We start from the raw sequence: 19,293 nt of genomic DNA on the forward strand, positions 1-19,293 counted from the left end.
GGCAGTGGCGAGGCTGAGGTGTCGCTCTCGCCGCTTTTCGTGGAAAAGTCCTTCGATGATCTTCCCGGTTGGAATTCCGATGACCATCTGCCCGCTTTCGAAGCCTTCCGCCGTTCGGCCTTTCATGTCCTGAACAAGCCCTACCGCACCGGTTCGTTGGGCGTCCGGTTCGACGCGTTTGCCGGCGCTTATGACGAGGCGCGTACCGTTTCGCCGGCGAATCGGTCGGCGGCCAAGGGTTTTTTCGAGCGCCATTTCGCCCCGGTCCAGATTCGATCCGAAAACCCCGGCCTGGTCACCGGCTTCTACGAGCCGGAAGTCGAGGCCTCACCAGTGCGCACGGATGAATTCACGGTGCCGCTGCTGGCGCGGCCTTCCGATCTCGTCGACATCGATGATGCCAACCGCCCCAAGGGCATGGACGACTATCTCGCCTTCGCCCGCGATACGCCGCAGGGCCTGGTGGAGTATTTCGACCGCAGTGAGATCGAGAGAGGCGCGCTGGCCGGCCAAGGCCTGGAAATCGCCTGGCTTGCCGACAAGGTCGACGTCTTCTTCATCCATGTGCAAGGTGCGGCCAGGCTGAAGATGACCGACGGCCGGCTTTGCCGCGTCACCTACGCCGCCAAATCCGGCCAACGTTTCAGCGGTCCGGGGAAGATTCTCGCCGAACTCGGCGAAATCCCACTGGAAAAAGTGACGATGCAGTCTATCCGCGCCTGGTTCAGGGCGCATCCAGACCGCATCGACGAGATCCTCTGGCAGAACCGCTCCTACATCTTCTTTCGCGAAGCCGATGTCGACGATGCCGCACTCGGTCCTATCGCCGCCGCCAAGGTGCCGTTGACGCCGGGCCGTTCGCTCGCGGTCGACCGGCTGCTGCACACATTCGGTACCCCCTTCTACATCGACGCTCCGTCGCTGACCGCCTTCGACGGAAAACCGTTCCGGCGGCTGATGATTTCGCAGGACACCGGCTCGGCCATCACCGGACCGGCGCGGGGCGATCTGTTCGCCGGCTCCGGGGATGCGGCCGGCGAGATCGCCGGCGTCGTTCGCAACGCGGCCGATTTCTATGCCTTGGTTCCACGCGCTCTCGTTTCGGAATCGAATCGATGAGCAAGCGTCCCGATAAACTCAATGAAGACGACCGGGTGCTGTGGAACCTGGTGGCGCGCACCGCCCGACCGCTGAAGGGCCGGACCGCGGTCGACATTCCCGACATCGTCGTCGACCCTAAGCCGGCACAGACGCCGGTCGCTGTCGGTCCGGTCCTCGCCGCCAAGCCGAAGGCGCAGCATGTTTCGCATGCGCTGGACGAACCGACGCTGGACAAGCTTAGGAAAGGCCGGCTGCCGATCGAAGGCCGCGTCGATCTGCATGGCATGACCCAGGACGAGGCCTATTCGCTGCTGTTTTCGTTCCTGCACCGGGCCCATGCCGGCGGCATCCGCTATGTCCTCGTCATTACGGGAAAAGGGTCGTCGTTGGGCGGCGACGGCGTCTTGCGGCGCGCCGTGCCTGCCTGGCTGTCGACGCCTGCCTTCCGGCCGCTGGTCTCCAGCCACGATCACGCCGCCCGCAACCACGGCGGTTCGGGCGCGCTCTACGTTCGGCTCAGGCGAACCCGCTGATGACGCCGTTCGGCGAAAAACTGCGGGCGCTTCGAGCCGAGCGCGGCTTGCGCCAGAAGGACATGGCGCAGGCGATCGGAGTCAGCGCCGCCTATCTGTCGGCGCTGGAACATGGCCGCCGCGGCGCGCCGACCTGGACGCTGATCCAGAAGATCATCGGCTATTTCAACGTCATCTGGGACGATGCCGAAGAGCTGGCGCGTCTGGCCGAGGCCTCACATCCGCGGGTGAGACTCGATACGTCCGGCCTCAGTCCTGCCGCCACCGAGTTGGCCAATCTCCTGGCCGAGAACATCGAGAAGCTGAGCGAAGCCGAGCTTGCCCGCATCACCGCCTCGATCCGGGCCGCACTGGAGCGGCGTAAGTAGGGCGGCGCCAAGGCCACGAATGCTCATCAATAGCGCCGGCATTTCATCCTGAAGGCGATGCCCGCCGGCCGTTAGCCAGCGGGCATATAGCGAGATTACTTCGCGCCGGCCTGGCCGCCACGGCCGCCAGTGCTGTCATGATCGCCGCCGCGGCCGCCACCCAGGCAGTCCGAGGTGAGATCGCAACAGCGATTGCCCCACTGGTTGTTCTTGGCGCAGCCGGTCTGGTCGGCCATAGCGGATCCGGCCAGGGACGATACCGCGATGGCGGCGAGGAAAGCATTACGCAGGAAAGCAGTCATTTGAAGTCTCCATGGTTGGGTTTCTGTTTACGGCTGTGTGTCGCCGCTGGAGACGGTTTGGTTCACGCAGGTAGCGAAACTTTTTGAGGAGGCGTTTCGAGAGATAAGATTTCGAGGTCAGCGCTGCCCTCATCCGCCGCGCTGCGCCTATTTTGCAACGTTGACGATTGGCGAAATCACCGATGGCAGCATCTTTCTCCCCGTCACTATACGGGGAGAAATGCCCGGCAGGGCAATGAGGGGCAGCGCCGACTTGCGGTTATCTCGTGAAAGTTATTAGCCGCGGGCTTCCCACGAAGCTGTTCGCAGCGACGCGCTCACATGCATCGTCCTTATTTACTGAACCGCGCCGACCAGCACCTGCTGGCCGCCGCGGATCGAGACCCAGCGGCCGGTGTTGTCGATGGCCTGCCGCTTGAGGAAGCGATAGCCGGTGGCGTCCCAGATCTTCACCTTGTCGGTCAGATTGTCGAGGACGTAGTCGCCCTTGTCGGTGCGCACCGTCAGCACGGCATGGCCTTCGCCGTCCGGCTTGCGCACGACGGTGATCAAGAGATCGGCCAGCGACACGCCAGAGCGCGAGAGCTGGCGGCGCTTTTCCAGCACATAGTCTTCGCAATCGCCGACGCCCTTGTCGGGATAGGCCCAGACCTCGTCCTTGCCATAGATGTCGTAGTCGCTCATCGGCTTGACGGCGGCGTTGACCCTTGACGTCACGTTGATCAGCTTGCGCATGAAGGCGTCGGTCATCGCGGCGGGGTTGAGGTTGCTCGGCCGGATCGAGCATTCGCCGGGCTGGGTTTTACAGAAATCATAGTGGCCGATCGGCTGCGAGGTCATGCCGCCCGTCGCCATGGCGCCGCCTGCAAGTGCCGGCACTGCCCAGCACGCAGAGATCGCCAGCCCTGCTGCCGCCCACAAGCGCAGCGTCCGTGCCATCGGTGAGGAAGTCATTGTCCCCGTTCGCCCTTGTTCTTAACGAAAGGTTAAAGGGGATTTACACTCCGTGTCAATTATCGGGGGAGCCAGATTCTTCGGCATGGTTACCCGCGCCCGCCCAACAGCGTCTATTGTGCAACAGAACGCCTGTGGCGCGCAAAATCGCCCCGCTTTTGCGGGCAATGCACGCTGCAGCCGGATCGAGCCTCAGCCTTTGGCGGAGCGGACCAGCTTGGGTTTCACCGCTACGCGTGTTTGGCGGCCGTAGCTTGTGATGAAATCGACGATGCGCGGCACGATTTCCGAGCGGAATCGCGACCCGTTGAAGACGCCGTAATGGCCGACGGCCGGCTGCATGTAATGCGCATGCCGGTCAGCCGGGATGTTGGGGCAGAGATCGTGGGCGGCCTGGGTCTGGCCGAGACCGGAAATGTCGTCGTTCTCGCCTTCGACCGTGAACAGCGCGACATTGCGGATCGCCTTGGTGTCGACAACCTCGCCGCGATGCGTCATCTCGCCCTTGGGCAGCGCATGGCGCACGAACACCGTGTCGACGGTCTGCAGATAGAATTCCGCCGTCAGGTCCATCACCGCCAGATATTCGTCGTAGAAATCGCGGTGCTTCTCGGCATTGTCGCCGTCATGCTTGACCAGGTGCATGAAGAAGTCCTTGTGGGCGGTGATGTGCCGGTCGAGGTTCATGCTCATGAAGCCCGACAACTGCAGGAAGCCCGGATAGACTTCGCGGCCGAAGCCCGGCACCGGCCAGGGCGCGTGCATGATGACGTTGTCGCGGAACCAGTCGATGCCCTTTTCCTTGGCCAGAAGATTGACCGCGGTCGGATTGCGGCGGGTGTCGATCGGCCCGCCCATCAACGTCATGGTCGAGGGCACGAAGGGATCGCCGCGCTTTTCCATCAGCGCCACCGCCGCCAGCACCGGCACCGAAGGCTGGCACACCGCCATCACATGGGTGTCCGGCCCCAGCGCATGCAGCATGTCGATGATGTAGTCGATATAATCGTCGAGGTCGAAATGGCCGTCGGTCACCGGCACCATGCGGGCATCGACCCAGTCGGTGATGTGCACGTCGGCATAGGGCAGCACCGCCTCGACCGTGCCGCGCAGCAGCGTCGCATAATGGCCCGACATCGGCGCCACGATGAGAAGCTTGGGGTCGGCCTTGCGCCCGGCGGGCACCGACCGCTCGAAGCGGGTGAGATTGCAGAACGGCCGCGACCACACGGTCTTTTCGCTGACCTCGACGCTTTTCCAGTCGACCACGGTCTTGCTCAGGCCGAAATGCGGCTTGCTGTAGCGGCGCGTCGTGCGCTCGAACAGTTCGGCGGTGGCAGCGACCGAGCGGCCCCACGGCGTATGCGAAAACGGATTGAGCGGGTTGGTGTAGAACAGCCGCACTGCATCGGCATAAAGCCGCGCGGGCTGCAAGGCGGCATGGTTCATTTCATAGAGCTGATAGAACATCAGGTACTCCGCAGCTGCCGTGACCGAAGGGACGACGGACAGCGCCGAGCCTTGAATGTCTCGCGCGGAGGTTAACAAGATATTGCTGCGATGCAATACGTCACGTGGCGTGACATATGCCAATTTTTCGTCCAAGGCCTTGAGAAACCGCGTTGGGCGGGTGCAGCCGGCTCAATGTGCACTGCAAAATGCAAGGCTGTTGGACGACGGGGCAGGATGTGTCCGGCCCGATCGGGCCGGACTTGGACAGATCTAGACGCGCGCCATGCACACCGAGGTATGGCCGGAGCCGATGAAGCCGAGTTGGCCGGCGGCACCCTTGGACAGATCGAGCACGCGCCCTTTGATGAACGGGCCGCGGTCGTTGATGCGCACGATGACGCTGCGGCCATTATTCTGGTTGGTCACTTTCAACTTGGTGCCGAAAGGCAGGCTGCGGTGCGCGGCGGTCAGCGCCGACGGATTCATGCGTTCGCCATTGGCGGTCCTGGAATGCAGTGCGTACCAGGAGGCGCGGCCGCACTGGCCGGCGGCGGAGGAGGCGGATGCACCGACCATTAGGCCAGCCGCGATCGTTACCGCGACAAGCGCGGTCTGGTTTGTTTTCTTCATGTTGGGGGGATTGGCTCCGTTTTCGACAGACCCCAGCCGTTAAGTGCCGAATAAGGCGGGAAATGCGGCAAGCATCGGGCAGTTCCGTGGCACCGGCACACGTTTGGAGTCGCTGGGAAACAGTTTGTCAGGCATCTTTCGTGTGGCGCGGCCGTATCGCCGGCGATATTGCGAGCTGTTTCACAGATTCCGTGAGCAAGGCAGGACGTTATAGTACAAGTAGAAGAGAGCGCGATTGGGCGCCGTCCTTTCGCTCTGTCATCACGGTCATGGCGCAGTTGACGATCGACTTCGGAAAGGAATCTTGGCGATGAGACTGTTCAGATATCTGCTGGCTCTGATCGTACTGACCATCGGCGCGCTGTGGTCGCTGCAAGGCATTGGCGTGGTCGGCGGCAGCTTCATGACCGGCCAGTCGCAATGGCTCTATATCGGCATCGTGACCATGCTGGTCGGTTTCGCCGGGCTGGTATGGGCGAGCCGTTCGCCGGGGTGAGTTGCGACGAAAGTCGACCGCCACAGATCGACCCCCACTCCGTCGGGCGTCGCTCGGCACCACTGCCCCGCTCGACGGGGGGGGGGAAAGGCGCGAGCCTTGCAGGGGCGCGGACTTTTGCGGCCGGGCTCCCCACCACACCCTCCGGAGGGGGGAGAGGTGGCGCCGCGAAGCGGTGACGGAGTGGGGGAAGGCGCTGGTCAAACCCGCAGTCGCAAACAGGGCCAACCCGGCGAGCAAGAAAACAGCCACCCCATATTGCCGGTCCATTCTGTTACCTATCTATCCGGTTCGGATAGAATGCCCTGCCCGCGACAGCACTACCCGAACAGCTGATCCAGAATCCTGCCCTCCAGCCTGGCAAGCTCGACCGAACCGCGCCGGCGCGGCCGCGCCACCGACACGTCGAGATCGAGCGCGATGCGGCCGTCCTCGATCACCACCACCCGGTCGGCGAGCGCAACCGCCTCGGCGACGTCATGCGTGACCAGCACCGCGGTGAATTTTTGCTCCAGCCAGATGCGTTCCAGAAGCTGCTGCATTTCGATGCGGGTCAGCGCATCGAGCGCGCCGAGCGGCTCGTCGAGCGCCAGGATCCGAGGCTGGCCGATCAGGGCGCGCGCCAGCGCCACGCGCTGCTTCTGGCCGCCCGACAGCACCGAGGGCCATTCGTCGGCGCGGTCGGCGAGGCCGACTTCACCCAGGATGGCGAGCGCGCGCCGCCTGGCTTCCGCACCGGTGGCAAGCCCGGTCAGCCCGACCTCGACGTTTTTCACCACGCTGGCCCAGGGCAACAGCCGCGGCTCCTGGAACATGAAGCGGCTCTCTTCCCCGGCGCCGGCCTTCGCCTCCGGCCCGAATGTAAGGGATCCAGCGGTTGGCCGATCGAGCCCGGCAAGCAGCCGCAACAGCGTACTCTTGCCGCAGCCGCTCTTGCCGATGACGGCCACAAACTGTCCGACGGGCACATCGAGATCGATGCCGTCGAGCACGACCTTGTCGCCAAAGCGCTTTTCCATGCCCTTGAAGGCAAAGGCGCGCTGCCTTTCGACGGCCTCCTCCGGCCGTGACGGTTCCGGCGCGGCGACGAAGGAACGGATGGCGGTCAGGCTGGCGGTTGGCATCGAACCCTCAGGCGTTCTGGAAGGCGGGATGCCAGCCGAGCGACAGCCGCTCGAGCAGGCGGGCGAAGCTGTCGGCAAGCTTGCCGAGCAGCGCATAGATCAGGATCGACAGCACGACCACATCGATCAGCAGGAATTCGCGTGCCTGCATGGCCATGTAGCCGAGGCCGGAACTGGCCGAGATGGTTTCGGCAACGATCAGCGTCAGCCACATGATGCCCAGCGCATAGCGCAGGCCGACGAAGATCGCCGGCAGCGCGCCGGGCAGGATCACCTGAAAAAACAACGCGCGGCGGTCCATGCCGTAGACCCGGCCCATCTCGACCAGATGCGGGTCGACGCTCTGGATGCCGAGCAGCGTGTTGACGTAGATCGGGAAGAACACGCCGAGCGCCACCAGGAACAGTTTTGCTTCCTCGTCGATGCCGAACCACAGGATGACCAGCGGGATCAGCGCCAGATGCGGGATGTTGCGGATCATCTGCAGCGTCGTGTCGGTCAGGCCGCGGCTGAGCGCCGACAGCCCGTTGGCAAGGCCGAGTGCAAAGCCGATCGAGCCGCCGATGGCAAAGCCGGCCAGCGCGCGCAGCGTGCTGACGCCGATGTTCTGTATCAGCTCGCCCGACAGCGTCAGCCGCCAGAAGGCCTCGGCCACCGCGCTCGGCGCCGGCAGTACATTGGCCGGCATCACGCCGGCGCGGCTGGCGGCTTCCCAGCCAATTATGACCAACGCCGGCAGCAGCCAGCCGATGCCGTTCTGTTTGACCCGTTGAGCCAGGCTCATGACGACGCCTGAAGGCGGTTGGCGCCGTGGAAGCCGACGGCGAATTCATTGGCGATGTTCTCATGCGCCCGTGCCCGCCTGGTGCCCAGGCCGAGACGCGGGAACAGAAGCTCGGCGACGCGGTAGGCTTCCTCGAGATGCGGGTAGCCGGAGCCGATGATGGTGTCGATGCCGATCGCCTGATACTCGCGGATGCGCTCGACGATCTGCTCGGGCGAGCCGACCAAAGCTGTGCCGGCGCCGCCGCGCACCAGGCCGACGCCGGCCCACAGATTGGGCGAAACCACCAGCCTGTCGCGGCGGCCGCCATGCAGTTCGGCCATGCGCCGCTGTCCCACAGAGTCCATCTCCCTGGTGAAGCGGGCCTGGGCATTTTCGATCTGGGCATCGGTGACGTGGCTGATCAGCCGGTCGGCGGCGCGCCAGGCCTCTTCCTCGGTCTCGCGCACGATGAAATGAAGCCTGATGCCGAAACGCAGTTTGCGGCCGCGCCGTTCAGCCTTTTTGCGCGCCGCGCTGAGTTTTTCCGCCACCTGCGCCGGCGGCTCGCCCCAGGTCAGGTACATATCGACGAGATCGGCGGCGAGCTCCTGGCCGGCATCGGACGAGCCGCCGAAATAGAGCGGCGGCCGCTCCTGTTGCGGCAGAAGGTCAAGGCGGCCATTGTCGACGCGGTAATATTTGCCGTTGAAGTTGACGCTCTCGCCCGACACCAGCGCGCGCCAGATGGTCAGGAACTCTTGCGCCTGCGCATAGCGCTCGTCATGCGGCAGGAACACGCCATCGCCGGCAAGCTCGGTCGGGTTGCCGCCGACCACGACATTGAGCAGCAGGCGGCCATTGCTCAGCCGGTCGAGCGCCGCCGTCTGGCGCGCCGCGAAGGTGGGCAACGTCACGCCGGGCCGTAGCGCCACCAGGAATTTGAGCTTTTCCGTCAGCGCTGCAAGGCCGGAGGCGGTGATCCAGGAATCCTCGCAATTCTGCCCGGTCGGCAAAAGCACGCCGGGAAAGCCGAGCCGGTCGACGGCCTGTGCGATCTCCTTGAAGTAAGCGAACTCCGGCGGCCGCTGCTGCTGTTCGGAGCCGAGATAGGAGCCGTCGCCATGCGTCGGGATGAACCAGAAGAAATCGAGCGGGCCGGCTTGCGGGCTTGATGAAGCGGTCATGGCGAAATCCCTGAAGCTTGAAACGGCAAAGGCGCCGGGCGTTTTCCGCCCGGCGCCACACAAGAAAGTTCAATTGCCCGGTGCGGTCCACACGGCGTCGGAGATGCGCACCGCGTTCGGGATCAGCTTGAGCTTGTAGAAGCGATCGGCTGTCGCCTGCTGGCCGGCGATGATCTCGTCGGTGATCGGGAAGATGCCGAATTTGGTGCGGTTGGCCGCGATCGTCTGTGCATCGAGCGGCACGCCGGTCACCTCATGCAGCGCCGCGGCAACCTTGTCGCGGTTCGCGTCCGCCCATTTCGCCGCCACGCCGAGCGCCGATATCGTCGTGGCGATCGTCTCCGGATGCGCCTTGGCGAAATCCTTGTTGGCGAGGAAATAGGTGTTCACCTTCAGCACCTCGCTGGAGCGCGCCAGCACGCGCGGTTGGTAGCGTGTCTCGGCGATGGCGTAGAACGGATCCCAGACCGCCCAGGCATCGATCTGGTCGCTGGCGAAAGCCGCCGCAGCATCGGCCGGGCTGAGATAGACCGGGGTGATCTGGTCGAAGGGGATGTTTGCTTTTTCGAGTGCCGCGACCAGCAGATTGTGCGCGCTGGTGCCTTTGCCGACGCCGATGCGCTTTCCCTTGAGGTCGGCGAGCGACTGGATCGGCGATGCCGGCTTGACGAAGATCGCTTCGCCGTCGCCATTGGCCGGCAGTGCCGCCGCATAGACGATGTTGGCGCCGGCCGACTGGCCGAAGATTGGCGGTGCGTCGCCGGTCCAGCCGACATCGATGGCGCCGACATTGAGCGCCTCGACCAGCGGCGGGCCGGCGGTGAATTCGACCCATTTCACCGCGACACCCTTGTCGCTCAGCGCCTTCTCGATCACCTGCTGCTGCCGGGCGATGACCGGCAGGCCGGTCTTCTGATAGCCGATGTTGAGCTGCTTCAACTCCTGCGCCGAGGCACTGAGCGAGGCAGCAATGCCCGCCGCCAAAAGGCCAAGGCCGAAAACGCGTCTGGTCAGGCTGAACATGATCCCTCTTCCTTCGCTGCGAACCGGCGCCGGGAAGGGCTCCCTGCCGTGGATGAGAGACAAGGCTAGGTAGGTCTATAAATTTAGTAGAGAAACGATTTTGCGAGTTGGCTGCTTGACGTGGAAATATTTTCTTCAGAACCCAGCGCTCGTCATCCTAGGGCGAAGCAAGGAGCGAAGCGACGCGGCGCAGACCCTAGGATCCATGCCGTGACGTTTGCCGTAGAGTGGAACGGATCAGAATGTCGCTTGTGCGCGAACCGAGGCTCGATACCCTGAAACCATGACCGGCTACGTCTACATGACTGCAAGCCAAAAACGCGGCACGATCTACATCGGCGTCACCAACGATCTCGCCCGCCGCATGCCTGAACACAAATCCGGCCAGGGCGCAGGCTTCACCAGCCGCTACGGTGTTCAACGGCTGGTCTGGTATGAGGAATTCTTCGACATCACCGATGCCATTCAACGCGAGAAGTCGCTGAAGCGATGGCCGAGACAGTGGAAGATCGAACTGATAGAGAAGGCCAATCCGGAGTGGTTTGAGCTGTTTCGCGGAACCGGGTGGTAGGCGCCCGGTTTGTTGCTCCCCTGGAGCGTAGCATCAGCGTCTCGGCATGGATCCTAGGGTCTGCGCCGCGTCGCTTCGCTCCTTGCTTCGCCCTAGGATGACGAAATCGCGAAGGCTGGCGCTAATCACCATCACCTCACTGCGACCAATACTGCCAGGCCCAGTAAAATCCCTCGTCGCGTGGCGGCAGGCGGTCGCGTTCGGCGTCGAGTTGCACGGGGGCCGGCGATTTCGGTTGCGGCTGTGACGACGAGTTCTCCCGCCAGGCGAGCAGCCAGTTGCCGAGGTGGGCGAACAGCACCGCGGTGGACTGGGTCATGACATCACTCCTTCTGTTCCGGATCGGCGGTCGCCGTGCTGCGAAGGGAAGCAGCCGGTCAAACCGGCAGAAACTTGTTGTCATTCCTTTCCCGCCCACGAAACCAGCTGACGCTCGATCCGGCGGATGATGAATTCCAGCACGAAGGCTATTGTCGCGATCACCACTATTCCCATCACCACGACATCGGTGACCAGGAACTGGGCGGCCGACTGGATCATGAAGCCGAGGCCGCGCGTTGCCGCCACCAGCTCGGCTGCAACCAGCGTCGACCAGCCGGCGCCGAGCGCGATGCGCAGGCCGGTGAGGATCGACGGCAGCGCGCTGGGCAGGATGACATGGCGCACCACTTGGCGCTGCGTCGCACCAAGCGAACGGGCCGCATCGATGCGCTCCTTTGAGACACCGCGCACGCCCGAGGCCGTCGACAGCGCCACGGGCGCCAGCATGGCAATGGCGATCACCAGGATCTTTGACGGCTCGCCGATGCCGAACCAGATGATGACCAGCGGCAGATAGGCGAGCGGCGGGATCGGCCGCAAAAATTCGAGCAAGGGATCGAAGATGCCGCGCCCGACCGTCGAAATGCCCATAGCCAGCCCAACCGGAACGCCGATGACGATGGCCGCGAGCAGCGCCGCGAACACGCGGCCGAGGCTGGCGACGATGTGCTGGAGCAAAGTCGCGTCGACGAAGCCGTCCTTGATCACCACGATGAACTTGGTCCACACGGCAGCGGGCGACGGCAGGAACACCGGCGACACCAGTTGCAGGCGCGCAGACAGCGCCCATGCCGCCAGCGCGGCCAGGATGGTGACGGCGCTGATCGCCCGCGAGGAAACCCCGCGCCGCTTCCGCACCGGCCGCGACCACGGCACCGAAATGGCATCGGCCTCGCCGGTCCCGGTGGCTGGCCGCTCGCTGTAGGAGGTGACGCTCATGCCGCCTCTCCTTCGAAGATCGCATCGGTCAGATCGCCGCGCGCCGCGGCAAAGGCTGGATCGGCCTTGATGGCGCGGATCGGCTCGCCTGCGGCATAGCGCCGGCTGAAACCGGTCTCGAATGTCCGCACCACGCGGCCCGGTCCGGGCGCCAGCACGACGATGCTTGTGGCCAGCACCAGCGCCTCCTCGATGCCATGCGTGACCATCAGCACGCCAACCCGGCTTGCGGTCCACAGGTCGAGCAGCGTCGTCTGCATGCGCTCGCGCGTCAGCGCATCGAGTGCGCCGAGCGGTTCGTCGAGCAGCAGGAATTCCGGTTCGGCGGCGAGTGCACGGGCGAGTCCGACGCGCTGGCGCATGCCGCCGGACAATTCCCAGATGCGTTTGTCGCCGACGCCGTCAAGCTTGACCAGCGCCAGCAACTGGTCGGCGCGGCGCGCCCGCTCGGCTCGCGGCACGCCGCGCAGCCTGAGCGCAAAGGCGACGTTTTCACGAGCCGTCAGCCAGGGAAACAGCGCATCGTTCTGGAACACGACCGCCCGGTCGGAGCCTGGGCCGGTGATCGGCCTGCCGCCGATCGTGGCGACTCCGCGCGCGGGCTCGACCAGGCCGGCGGTGACATTGAGCAGCGAGGTCTTGCCGCAGCCGGAGCGGCCGACCAGCACGACGAAATCGCCCTTGGCGACATCGATGGAAACTCGGTCGACCGCCGGCGCTGCCTGGCCGTCATAGTGAACCGAGACCTTGTCGAGTACGAGATGCGGGTCGAGTACGAGATGCGGCATGAAAAGGGGCTCCGGAAGAAAATCAGCCTGCCCCGGCCCTCGTTAAGCGGATCCGGGACAGGCAGCACGCGGCGTCAGGGAAGAGGAAACCGCGCGTGTTCAGAGCATTCCAGGAAAAGTGTGAAGCGGTTTTCCGTCCGGAATTGCGTAAAACAGAAGATCAGTTCGAGGCCAGAGCCTCGGTCACGTATTTCGACGACACGTATTTCGAATAGTCGGGCAGCACGGCGTCGATCTTGCCCTGCTCCTTGAGGAAGGCCGAAGCTGCCTCGATCGCCTTGACCGTGCCGCCGCCGAGGAATTTGTCGGAAGCCTGCTCTTCCAATGTCGGGAAGACGTAACCCTTGAGGAGCTGCGGCACCTCTTCCAGTTTGGCGCCGGTGATCTTGGCGATCTTGGCCGCTTCCGGCGACGAAACCGACCATGCCTCGGGCTTGGCCAGGAACTGGGCATAGGATTCGCCGGTCACCTTGACGAAATCGCGCACGGCGTCCGGGTTCTTTTCGGCGAAGTCGGTGCGCACGATCCAGGCGTCGAAGGTCGGCGCGCCCCAGGCGGCAACCTGCGAGGAATCCAGCACCACCTTGCCTGTCGTCTTGATCTGGCCGAGCGCCGGATCCCAGACATAGGCCGCGTCTATGTCGCCGCGAGCGAACGCGGCGGCTATTTCCGGTGGCCTGAGATTAAGGATTTCGACCGACTTCGGGTCGACGTTTTCGTGCTTCAGCGCGGCAAGCAGGCTGTAATGCGTGGTCGACACGAACGGCACCGCCACCTTCTTGCCGGCGAGGTCGGCGATCTTCTCGATGCCGGATCCATTGCGGGCGACCAGCGCCTCGGACTGGCCGATCAGGCCGACGACAAAGATGGTCTGGATCGGCAGTTCGCGGCTGGCGGCCGCGGCCAGCGGACTCGAGCCGACATAGCCGATATCGACCGAACCGGATGCAACGGCGGCGATGACATCGGCGCCCGAATCGAATTTGCGCCAGTCGATCGTGGCCTTGGTCGCCTTTTCATAGGCGCCGTCGGCCTGCGCTACTTTGGAAGGTTCGACCACCGTCTGGTAGCCGATGGTGATGTTGAGGTCCTGCGCCTGGGCCGGGCCGAGGAAGGCCGCACCCGCCAAAGCTGCCGACGACAGGAGGACAATGCGTCGCGAAATGCTGGACATGAAAGGCTCCATGAAAAATGAGAAAAACCGGATGCCTGTTCATAGTCAGCTAATTCTATCATTCTTGTAGAGTTAAATCCTTCCAAGCAAGAAGCACTTGTTAGAAAAAAACCACCGGCTGATGCGGGCGCGGTGACCGGCCCGTGTCGAACCGTGCGCAAACGCAAACGGCGCCCGAAAGGTGCTGAAGAGTTGGTGGTCCTGCCAACCCTGGCTACGGAAGAGGCCTGATTTGGTGCTCGGCGCGCCGCTTGCGGCCTGCCGCAGGATCGATGTCGAGCCGTTGAGCCTCACCGACTTCCGCAGCGACGGCCACCGCTGGATGCTGCGCTCAAGCGGCGTGCCGGTGGCCGCCAAGGCCGCCCGGTCTCAGAGCGACAACGCGGCGTCCTGATATCGGGCGCAGGGCGGCGCCCGAGTTGTCGGGAGTCATGTTTCGCCGATCCGCGGGCTGCGACCCAAAATTCCTGGCAAAGCCCCAAATGGCGCAAATCCATGCTGTAAAAGACGGTTGATTTGAAAACACGTTCCGCGTGTTCGACGGTAAGTATAGTAATCTTATCGACATTGGGAGCAGGAGCCGCCGCTCATCGCCGCTATCGCTCGCGGCTGGCTGTGACCTTAACGGCACAAAGCCTTGCCAAAGTGGCCCCTGCGGCGTGAAAACGAAGCAAAATCAAGGTTTCTCGGCTTGTATATCATGTCAGTAGAATTTATGTGTCGAAGCAGCTTGCACGCGGCGGGGAGGCACGTCAGGCGTTTCGCAACCGATGGTTTTGGGCCATCGCCTGACAGAGAAACATTCGGTCTATGCTCACCAAAAAAGGCAAGTACGGCCTCAAGGCGCTGGTCCATCTGGCGCAACTGCCGACGGGACAGCTCGCCTTTGTCGGCGACATCGCCAGCGGCAACAACATTCCGAAGAAATTCCTCGACGCCATTCTGGGCGAATTGCGCAATGCCGGTTTCGTCCAGAGCCGCAAGGGCAAGGATGGCGGCTATCGCTTGGCGCGCCCGGCCGACGAGATCAAGGTCGGCCATGTCGTGCGCGTCCTCGACGGACCGCTGGCGCCCATCCCCTGCGCCAGCCGCACTCAGTATCAGCGCTGTGAAGACTGCAATGAGGCGACATGCCAAGTCCGACATCTGATGCTCGAGGTCCGGCAGGCGATCGCCGAGGTGCTCGACCAGCGCACGCTGGCCGAGATGCGCGACATCGTCCTCGACGACCTTCCGGTCGCGAGGGACATCGACGAGCTTGCGCCGGCGCAAAAGGTCCCCGCCTGATCCTGAGCGTGCTCGCATGAGCGTCGCGCGCGCCAATTCGATCATCCGCAGCTCGATCATCATCGTCGGTGGCGGCGCCAGCGGCGTCGTGTTGGCCGCGCATCTGCTGAAGTCGCCCAACCCGGACCTTCGCGTCACGCTGATCGAAAAGCGTCCGCATTTCGGCCAGGGCATCGCCTATTCGACGCTCTTATCGGCGCACGTGCTGAATGTCAGCGCCGCGGGGATGAGCGCCTATGCCGACGATCCCCTGAATTTCTGGCGCTGGTTGCAGGGGCGCGGCCTGATAAGCCAGGAACAGACGCCGCAGACACCCTTCTATGCACCGCGCAGCGTCTATGCCCGCTACCTCAAGGAAGTGCTCGACGAGCTCGAAGCGCGCGAAAAGGAAACCGGCCGTCTCAGGCTGATTCGCGAGGAAAGCCTGTCGATCTCGCCGACATCGTCCGGCGTCGAAGTTGTGCTGGCCAACGGCACCAGCGTCGTCGCGCATCTGGCGGTGCTTGCCACCGGCCATGACGAGCAGCCCGGCGCCGGCCAAGGGCACGCAATCCGCATGGGCACCGAGGCCGACACCGCGCTCGATCCTGAAGCCCGCGTGCTGGTGCTGGGCACCGGGCTCAGCATGGTCGATGCCTTTCTGTCGCTCGAGCAGCGCGGCCATCGCGGCGAGATCGTCGCCGTGTCGCGGCGCGGCCTGCTGCCGTCGCCCCACCGCAAGGGCAACCCGATCAAGCTCGACGTCGCCGACATTCCGCTCGGCACGCAGCTCTCCTATTTCGTCGGCTGGTTCCGCGACCTGATCCGCGAAAACCAGAAGGCCGGCATCGACTGGCGCGACGTCGTCGATGGGCTGCGACCCTTCAACCAGAAGATCTGGCAGAACTGGCCGTCCTCGGCCAAGCGCCGCTTCGTCGAGCACACCAAGGCCTGGTGGGACATCCATCGCCATCGGCTGGCGCCCGAGGTGCATGCCCGCGTCACCGAGGCGGTGCGCACCGGCCGCATCCGCCCGGTCGCCGGCCGTGTCGTCGGCATCGAGGCTGGCGATGGATTCACCGTCGGCATCCAGTCTCGCCACACAAAGGCGCTGGAAACGCTGCAGGTCGCCCGCATCTATGATTGCACCGGCATCGCCCGCGACATCTCGACGACGTCGAACAGCGTCGTGCGCTCGCTGGTCGACCGCGGCCTGGCGCGGCCCGACCCGCTGCGGCTTGGCCTCGATGTAACGGCCAAGTGCGAAATCATCGCCGGCGACGGCACCGCATCGGCCAAGATCCTCGCCGTCGGGCCGCTGACCCGCGGCACCTTCTTCGAGATCGACGCCATCCCCGACATCCGCGTGCAATGCGCTAGGCTGAGCAAGCAGCTGCTAGGGTAAAGCTGTTGACGTCGGCGGGATAGCACGCCCCTCAGAGGGGGGTGGGAAGGATCGCTACGGAGGGTGTTGGGCTTGAGTCCAAAGCCGGCCTAAAACTGGAATTCCATTCCCCCTCTCGCCGGTTGATTGGCACGATCTACCTTCTTTCCGACTGCAAACGGCCGGAAAAGAAGCTACGCTGCCGCTCTGCCCCCGAGGCGGTCGCTTGTTCAAGGGAGCACATCGATATGAGCGAGCACGGAATAGCTGCGCCAGGCAGTTCGGACGGCGCGTTATCCCGCCTGCGTCCGCCCTACGCCTCGGTGCTCGACCTCATCGGCCAGACGCCGGTGGTCGAACTGACCAAATTCGACACCGGCAAGTGCCGGCTGTTCATCAAGCTGGAAAGCCAGAATCCAGGCGGCTCGATCAAGGACCGCATTGCGCTGTCGATGATTGCCGCGGCCGAGAAGGAAGGCAAGCTCAAGCGCGGCGGCACCATCGTCGAGGCGACCGCCGGGAATACCGGCCTCGGCCTCGCCCAGGTCGGCATCCCCAAGGGCTACCGCATCATCCTCGTCGTGCCCGACAAGATGTCGCGCGAAAAGATTCAGCATCTGCGCGCGCTCGGCGCCGAAGTGCGCATGACGCGCTCCGATGTCGGCAAGGGCCATGCCGAATATTACCAGGACATGGCCGAGAAGATCGCATCGGAAACGCCCGGCGCCTTCTACGCCAACCAGTTCGCCAACCCGGCCAACCCCGAGGCGCATGAGACCACCACCGGACCGGAAATCCTTGCCCAGCTCGACGGCGACCTCGACGCCGTGGTCGTCGGCGTCGGCTCCGGCGGCACGCTGACCGGGCTTGGCCGCTACTTCGCCAGAACATCGCCGAAGACCGAAATGGTGCTGGCCGATCCCGTCGGATCGGTGCTGGCGCCGCTGATCAAGACCGGCAAGATGGAAGAGGCCGGCAGCTGGACCGTCGAAGGCATCGGCGAGGATTTTGTGCCGCCCAATGCCGATCTGTCGCTGGTCAGGAAAGCCTATTCCATCCCAGACAAGCAGAGCATGCTGGCCGTGCGGGACCTGCTTTCGAAGGAAGGCATTCTCGCCGGCTCGTCTTCCGGCACGCTGCTGTCGGCCGCGCTTCGCTATTGCCGCGAGCAGACGACAGCAAAACGCGTCGTCACCTTCGTCTGCGACAGCGGCAACAAATATCTGTCCAAGGTGTTCGACGATTTCTGGCTGGCCGAGCAGGGGCTGGCCGAACAGGAACAGCATGGCGATCTGCGCGACCTCGTCATGCGCTCGCACCGCACCGGCGACACCGTTTATGTCGGCCCCGACGAAAGCCTGCTCAACGCCTATGGCCGCATGCGCCGCTCCGATGTCTCGCAGCTGCCGGTGCTGGACAATGGCAAGCTGGTCGGCATTATCGATGAGGGCGATATATTGGCCAAGGTCGACGGCCCCTATGAAGGCCGCTGGGACCGCTTCAACGCTCCGGTGCGCACCGCCATGACCTCCAATCTGCACACGCTGCAGGCCAGCCAGACGCTGGATGCGCTGCTGCCGGTGTTCGACCGCAACGAGGTCGCCATCATCTTCGATGGCGACGAGTTCGTCGGCCTGATAACCCGTATCGACCTGATCAACCATTTGAGGCGCGCACGATGACTGCTGAAACACCCCCATCGGGCAAGAACCGCCTGGCTTTTTCCACGCGCACCATCCATGGCGGCCAGAGCCATGACCCGCTGACCGGCGCGGTGATGGTGCCGATCTACGCGACCTCGACCTATGGCCAGCAGTCGCCCGGCGTGCACAAGGGGTTCGAGTACGCCCGCAGCCAAAACCCGACCCGCTTCGCCTTCGAGCGCGCGGTGGCCGATCTCGAAAGCGGCTCGGCCGCCTTTGCATTCGCGTCCGGCCTGGCGGCGATCTCGACCGTGCTCGAGCTGCTCGACAGCGGCGCCCATATCGTTGCAACCGACGACATCTATGGCGGCTCGTTCCGGCTGATGGAGCGGGTGCGCAAGCGCTCGGCCAATCTGCAGGTGAGTTTTGTGGACTTCACCGATCTGGCGGCGGTGGAAGCAGCGATTCGCCCGGAGACAAAACTGCTCTGGGTCGAAACTCCGACCAATCCGCTGCTGCGCATCGTCGACCTCGAAGGCGTTGCGGCACTCGCCAGGCGCAAGGGCGTATTGACGGTCGCCGACAACACGTTCTGCAGCCCCTACATCCAGCGGCCGCTGGAACTCGGCATCGACATCGTCGTGCACTCGACGACGAAATATCTCAACGGCCATTCCGACATGGTCGGCGGCGTCGCCATCGTCGGCGACAACAAGGACCTCGCCGCCCAGCTGAAATTCCTGCAGAACGCCATCGGAGCCATCTCCGGTCCCTTCGACAGTTTTCTCGCGCTGCGCGGCATCAAGACACTGGCGCTCAGGATGGAGCGGCATTCCACGAACGGCCTGAAGATTGCGCAGTGGCTGGAGGCGCGAAAAGATGTGCGCCGCGTCGTCTATCCCGGCCTGGCCAGCCATCCGCAGCACGCCATCGCCGTCCAACAGATGCATGCCTTCGGCGGCATGATCTCGGTCGACCTCGACCGCGACCTCGCCGGCACCAAACGCTTCCTGGAACGGACGCAACTGTTCACGCTGGCTGAAAGCCTCGGCGGCGTCGAAAGCCTGATCGAACACCCGGCGCTGATGACGCACGGCTCGATCCCGGCGGAAAAGCGCGCGGAAATCGGCATTTCGGATTCGCTGGTGCGGTTGTCGGCGGGGATAGAGGATGGCGATGATCTGATCGCCGACCTGGACCAGGCGCTGCGGGGGTAGGCGTACCGGATGCGTACCGATGACAATGAGGGGCGGCGCTGACCGTCGAGATTAAAT

Annotated in this window: 22 protein-coding genes; 10 read left to right on the forward strand and 12 right to left on the reverse strand. The window is 64.0% G+C overall.

Annotated features, from left to right (window positions below):
* Positions 1-18 precede the first annotated feature (18 nt).
* Genes mltA through NKJ78_RS29230 form a run of 3 tightly spaced genes read left to right on the forward strand, consistent with a single transcriptional unit; the run spans position 19 to position 2,002 of the window.
* Complete coding sequence (gene mltA / locus NKJ78_RS29220; RefSeq protein WP_023740218.1) at positions 19-1,119, forward strand: murein transglycosylase A; 1,101 nt, start codon at positions 19-21, stop codon at positions 1,117-1,119.
* Positions 1,116-1,634 (forward strand): Smr/MutS family protein, encoded by a 519-nt coding sequence (locus tag NKJ78_RS29225; RefSeq protein ID WP_023740219.1) that lies wholly within the window; start codon positions 1,116-1,118, stop codon positions 1,632-1,634. The genes mltA and NKJ78_RS29225 overlap by 4 nt, the downstream gene beginning before the upstream one ends.
* Entirely contained in the window at positions 1,634-2,002 is a 369-nt protein-coding gene (locus NKJ78_RS29230; protein ID WP_023686054.1) for a helix-turn-helix domain-containing protein, read from the forward strand. Before NKJ78_RS29225 ends, NKJ78_RS29230 begins: the two co-directional genes overlap by 1 nt.
* 95 nt (positions 2,003-2,097) lie before the next feature.
* On the opposite strand, the gene NKJ78_RS29235 is transcribed toward NKJ78_RS29230, so the two are convergent.
* From NKJ78_RS29235 to NKJ78_RS29250, 4 genes are all read right to left on the reverse strand, one after another.
* Entirely contained in the window at positions 2,098-2,304 is a 207-nt protein-coding gene (locus NKJ78_RS29235) for a hypothetical protein (protein ID WP_023672099.1), read from the reverse strand.
* 336 nt (positions 2,305-2,640) lie between these two features.
* Positions 2,641-3,258, reverse strand: coding sequence for a transglutaminase-like cysteine peptidase (locus tag NKJ78_RS29240; RefSeq protein WP_023672098.1), 618 nt, complete (start codon positions 3,256-3,258; stop codon positions 2,641-2,643).
* A 192-nt stretch (positions 3,259-3,450) separates the two neighbouring features.
* Complete coding sequence (locus tag NKJ78_RS29245) at positions 3,451-4,728, reverse strand: polyhydroxyalkanoate depolymerase (RefSeq protein ID WP_352460971.1); 1,278 nt, start codon at positions 4,726-4,728, stop codon at positions 3,451-3,453.
* A 252-nt stretch (positions 4,729-4,980) separates the two neighbouring features.
* The gene (locus tag NKJ78_RS29250; protein ID WP_023672096.1) at positions 4,981-5,340 is read right to left on the reverse strand and encodes a septal ring lytic transglycosylase RlpA family protein; all 360 of its coding nucleotides are present in this window, start codon (positions 5,338-5,340) and stop codon (positions 4,981-4,983) included.
* 310 nt (positions 5,341-5,650) lie between these two features.
* Here NKJ78_RS29250 and NKJ78_RS29255 point away from each other — a divergent pair, with 310 nt between their 5' ends.
* Positions 5,651-5,836: a hypothetical protein gene (locus tag NKJ78_RS29255; protein ID WP_023740221.1), complete on the forward strand. Its 186-nt coding sequence runs from the start codon at positions 5,651-5,653 to the stop codon at positions 5,834-5,836.
* Between the two features lie 320 nt (positions 5,837-6,156).
* On the opposite strand, the gene NKJ78_RS29260 is transcribed toward NKJ78_RS29255, so the two are convergent.
* The 4 genes from NKJ78_RS29260 to NKJ78_RS29275 form a co-directional block, all read right to left on the reverse strand.
* Positions 6,157-6,960 (reverse strand): ATP-binding cassette domain-containing protein, encoded by an 804-nt coding sequence (locus NKJ78_RS29260; protein WP_023740222.1) that lies wholly within the window; start codon positions 6,958-6,960, stop codon positions 6,157-6,159.
* Between the two features lie 7 nt (positions 6,961-6,967).
* Complete coding sequence (locus NKJ78_RS29265; RefSeq protein WP_023706945.1) at positions 6,968-7,744, reverse strand: ABC transporter permease subunit; 777 nt, start codon at positions 7,742-7,744, stop codon at positions 6,968-6,970.
* Complete coding sequence (gene ssuD / locus NKJ78_RS29270) at positions 7,741-8,910, reverse strand: FMNH2-dependent alkanesulfonate monooxygenase (RefSeq protein ID WP_023702435.1); 1,170 nt, start codon at positions 8,908-8,910, stop codon at positions 7,741-7,743. The genes NKJ78_RS29265 and ssuD overlap by 4 nt, the downstream gene beginning before the upstream one ends.
* Before the next feature lie 69 nt (positions 8,911-8,979).
* Positions 8,980-9,933 (reverse strand): sulfonate ABC transporter substrate-binding protein, encoded by a 954-nt coding sequence (locus NKJ78_RS29275; protein WP_023687582.1) that lies wholly within the window; start codon positions 9,931-9,933, stop codon positions 8,980-8,982.
* 283 nt (positions 9,934-10,216) lie between these two features.
* On the opposite strand from NKJ78_RS29275, the gene NKJ78_RS29280 reads away from it, so the two are divergent.
* Positions 10,217-10,504 (forward strand): GIY-YIG nuclease family protein, encoded by a 288-nt coding sequence (locus tag NKJ78_RS29280; protein ID WP_023710330.1) that lies wholly within the window; start codon positions 10,217-10,219, stop codon positions 10,502-10,504.
* A gap of 136 nt (positions 10,505-10,640) precedes the next feature.
* On the opposite strand, the gene NKJ78_RS29285 is transcribed toward NKJ78_RS29280, so the two are convergent.
* The 4 genes from NKJ78_RS29285 to tauA all read right to left on the reverse strand — a co-directional run bounded on the left by NKJ78_RS29285 (position 10,641) and on the right by tauA (position 13,726).
* Entirely contained in the window at positions 10,641-10,823 is a 183-nt protein-coding gene (locus NKJ78_RS29285) for a hypothetical protein (protein WP_023672089.1), read from the reverse strand.
* Between the two features lie 80 nt (positions 10,824-10,903).
* The gene (locus tag NKJ78_RS29290; RefSeq protein ID WP_352460969.1) at positions 10,904-11,764 is read right to left on the reverse strand and encodes an ABC transporter permease subunit; all 861 of its coding nucleotides are present in this window, start codon (positions 11,762-11,764) and stop codon (positions 10,904-10,906) included.
* Positions 11,761-12,552: a taurine ABC transporter ATP-binding protein gene (locus tag NKJ78_RS29295; protein WP_023740226.1), complete on the reverse strand. Its 792-nt coding sequence runs from the start codon at positions 12,550-12,552 to the stop codon at positions 11,761-11,763. The genes NKJ78_RS29290 and NKJ78_RS29295 overlap by 4 nt, the downstream gene beginning before the upstream one ends.
* A 160-nt stretch (positions 12,553-12,712) precedes the next feature.
* Positions 12,713-13,726: a taurine ABC transporter substrate-binding protein gene (gene tauA / locus NKJ78_RS29300; protein ID WP_023710332.1), complete on the reverse strand. Its 1,014-nt coding sequence runs from the start codon at positions 13,724-13,726 to the stop codon at positions 12,713-12,715.
* Between the two features lie 232 nt (positions 13,727-13,958).
* Here tauA and NKJ78_RS29305 point away from each other — a divergent pair, with 232 nt between their 5' ends.
* The 5 genes from NKJ78_RS29305 (at position 13,959) to NKJ78_RS29325 (ending at position 19,236) form a co-directional block, all read left to right on the forward strand.
* Positions 13,959-14,120: a hypothetical protein gene (locus NKJ78_RS29305; RefSeq protein ID WP_023740227.1), complete on the forward strand. Its 162-nt coding sequence runs from the start codon at positions 13,959-13,961 to the stop codon at positions 14,118-14,120.
* 416 nt (positions 14,121-14,536) lie between these two features.
* Positions 14,537-15,013, forward strand: coding sequence for an RrF2 family transcriptional regulator (locus tag NKJ78_RS29310; RefSeq protein WP_023692934.1), 477 nt, complete (start codon positions 14,537-14,539; stop codon positions 15,011-15,013).
* Positions 15,014-15,029: 16 nt separating this feature from the next.
* Positions 15,030-16,397 (forward strand): FAD/NAD(P)-binding protein, encoded by a 1,368-nt coding sequence (locus NKJ78_RS29315; protein ID WP_023672083.1) that lies wholly within the window; start codon positions 15,030-15,032, stop codon positions 16,395-16,397.
* 227 nt (positions 16,398-16,624) lie between these two features.
* Positions 16,625-18,058: a pyridoxal-phosphate dependent enzyme gene (locus NKJ78_RS29320; RefSeq protein ID WP_352460966.1), complete on the forward strand. Its 1,434-nt coding sequence runs from the start codon at positions 16,625-16,627 to the stop codon at positions 18,056-18,058.
* Positions 18,055-19,236, forward strand: coding sequence for a trans-sulfuration enzyme family protein (locus tag NKJ78_RS29325; RefSeq protein ID WP_023698084.1), 1,182 nt, complete (start codon positions 18,055-18,057; stop codon positions 19,234-19,236). The genes NKJ78_RS29320 and NKJ78_RS29325 overlap by 4 nt, the downstream gene beginning before the upstream one ends.
* Positions 19,237-19,293 lie beyond the last annotated feature (57 nt).

Origin of the sequence: Mesorhizobium sp. M0037 (assembly GCF_040323635.1) — a bacterium.
In the GTDB taxonomy this organism is placed as follows: Bacteria; Pseudomonadota; Alphaproteobacteria; order Rhizobiales; family Rhizobiaceae; genus Mesorhizobium.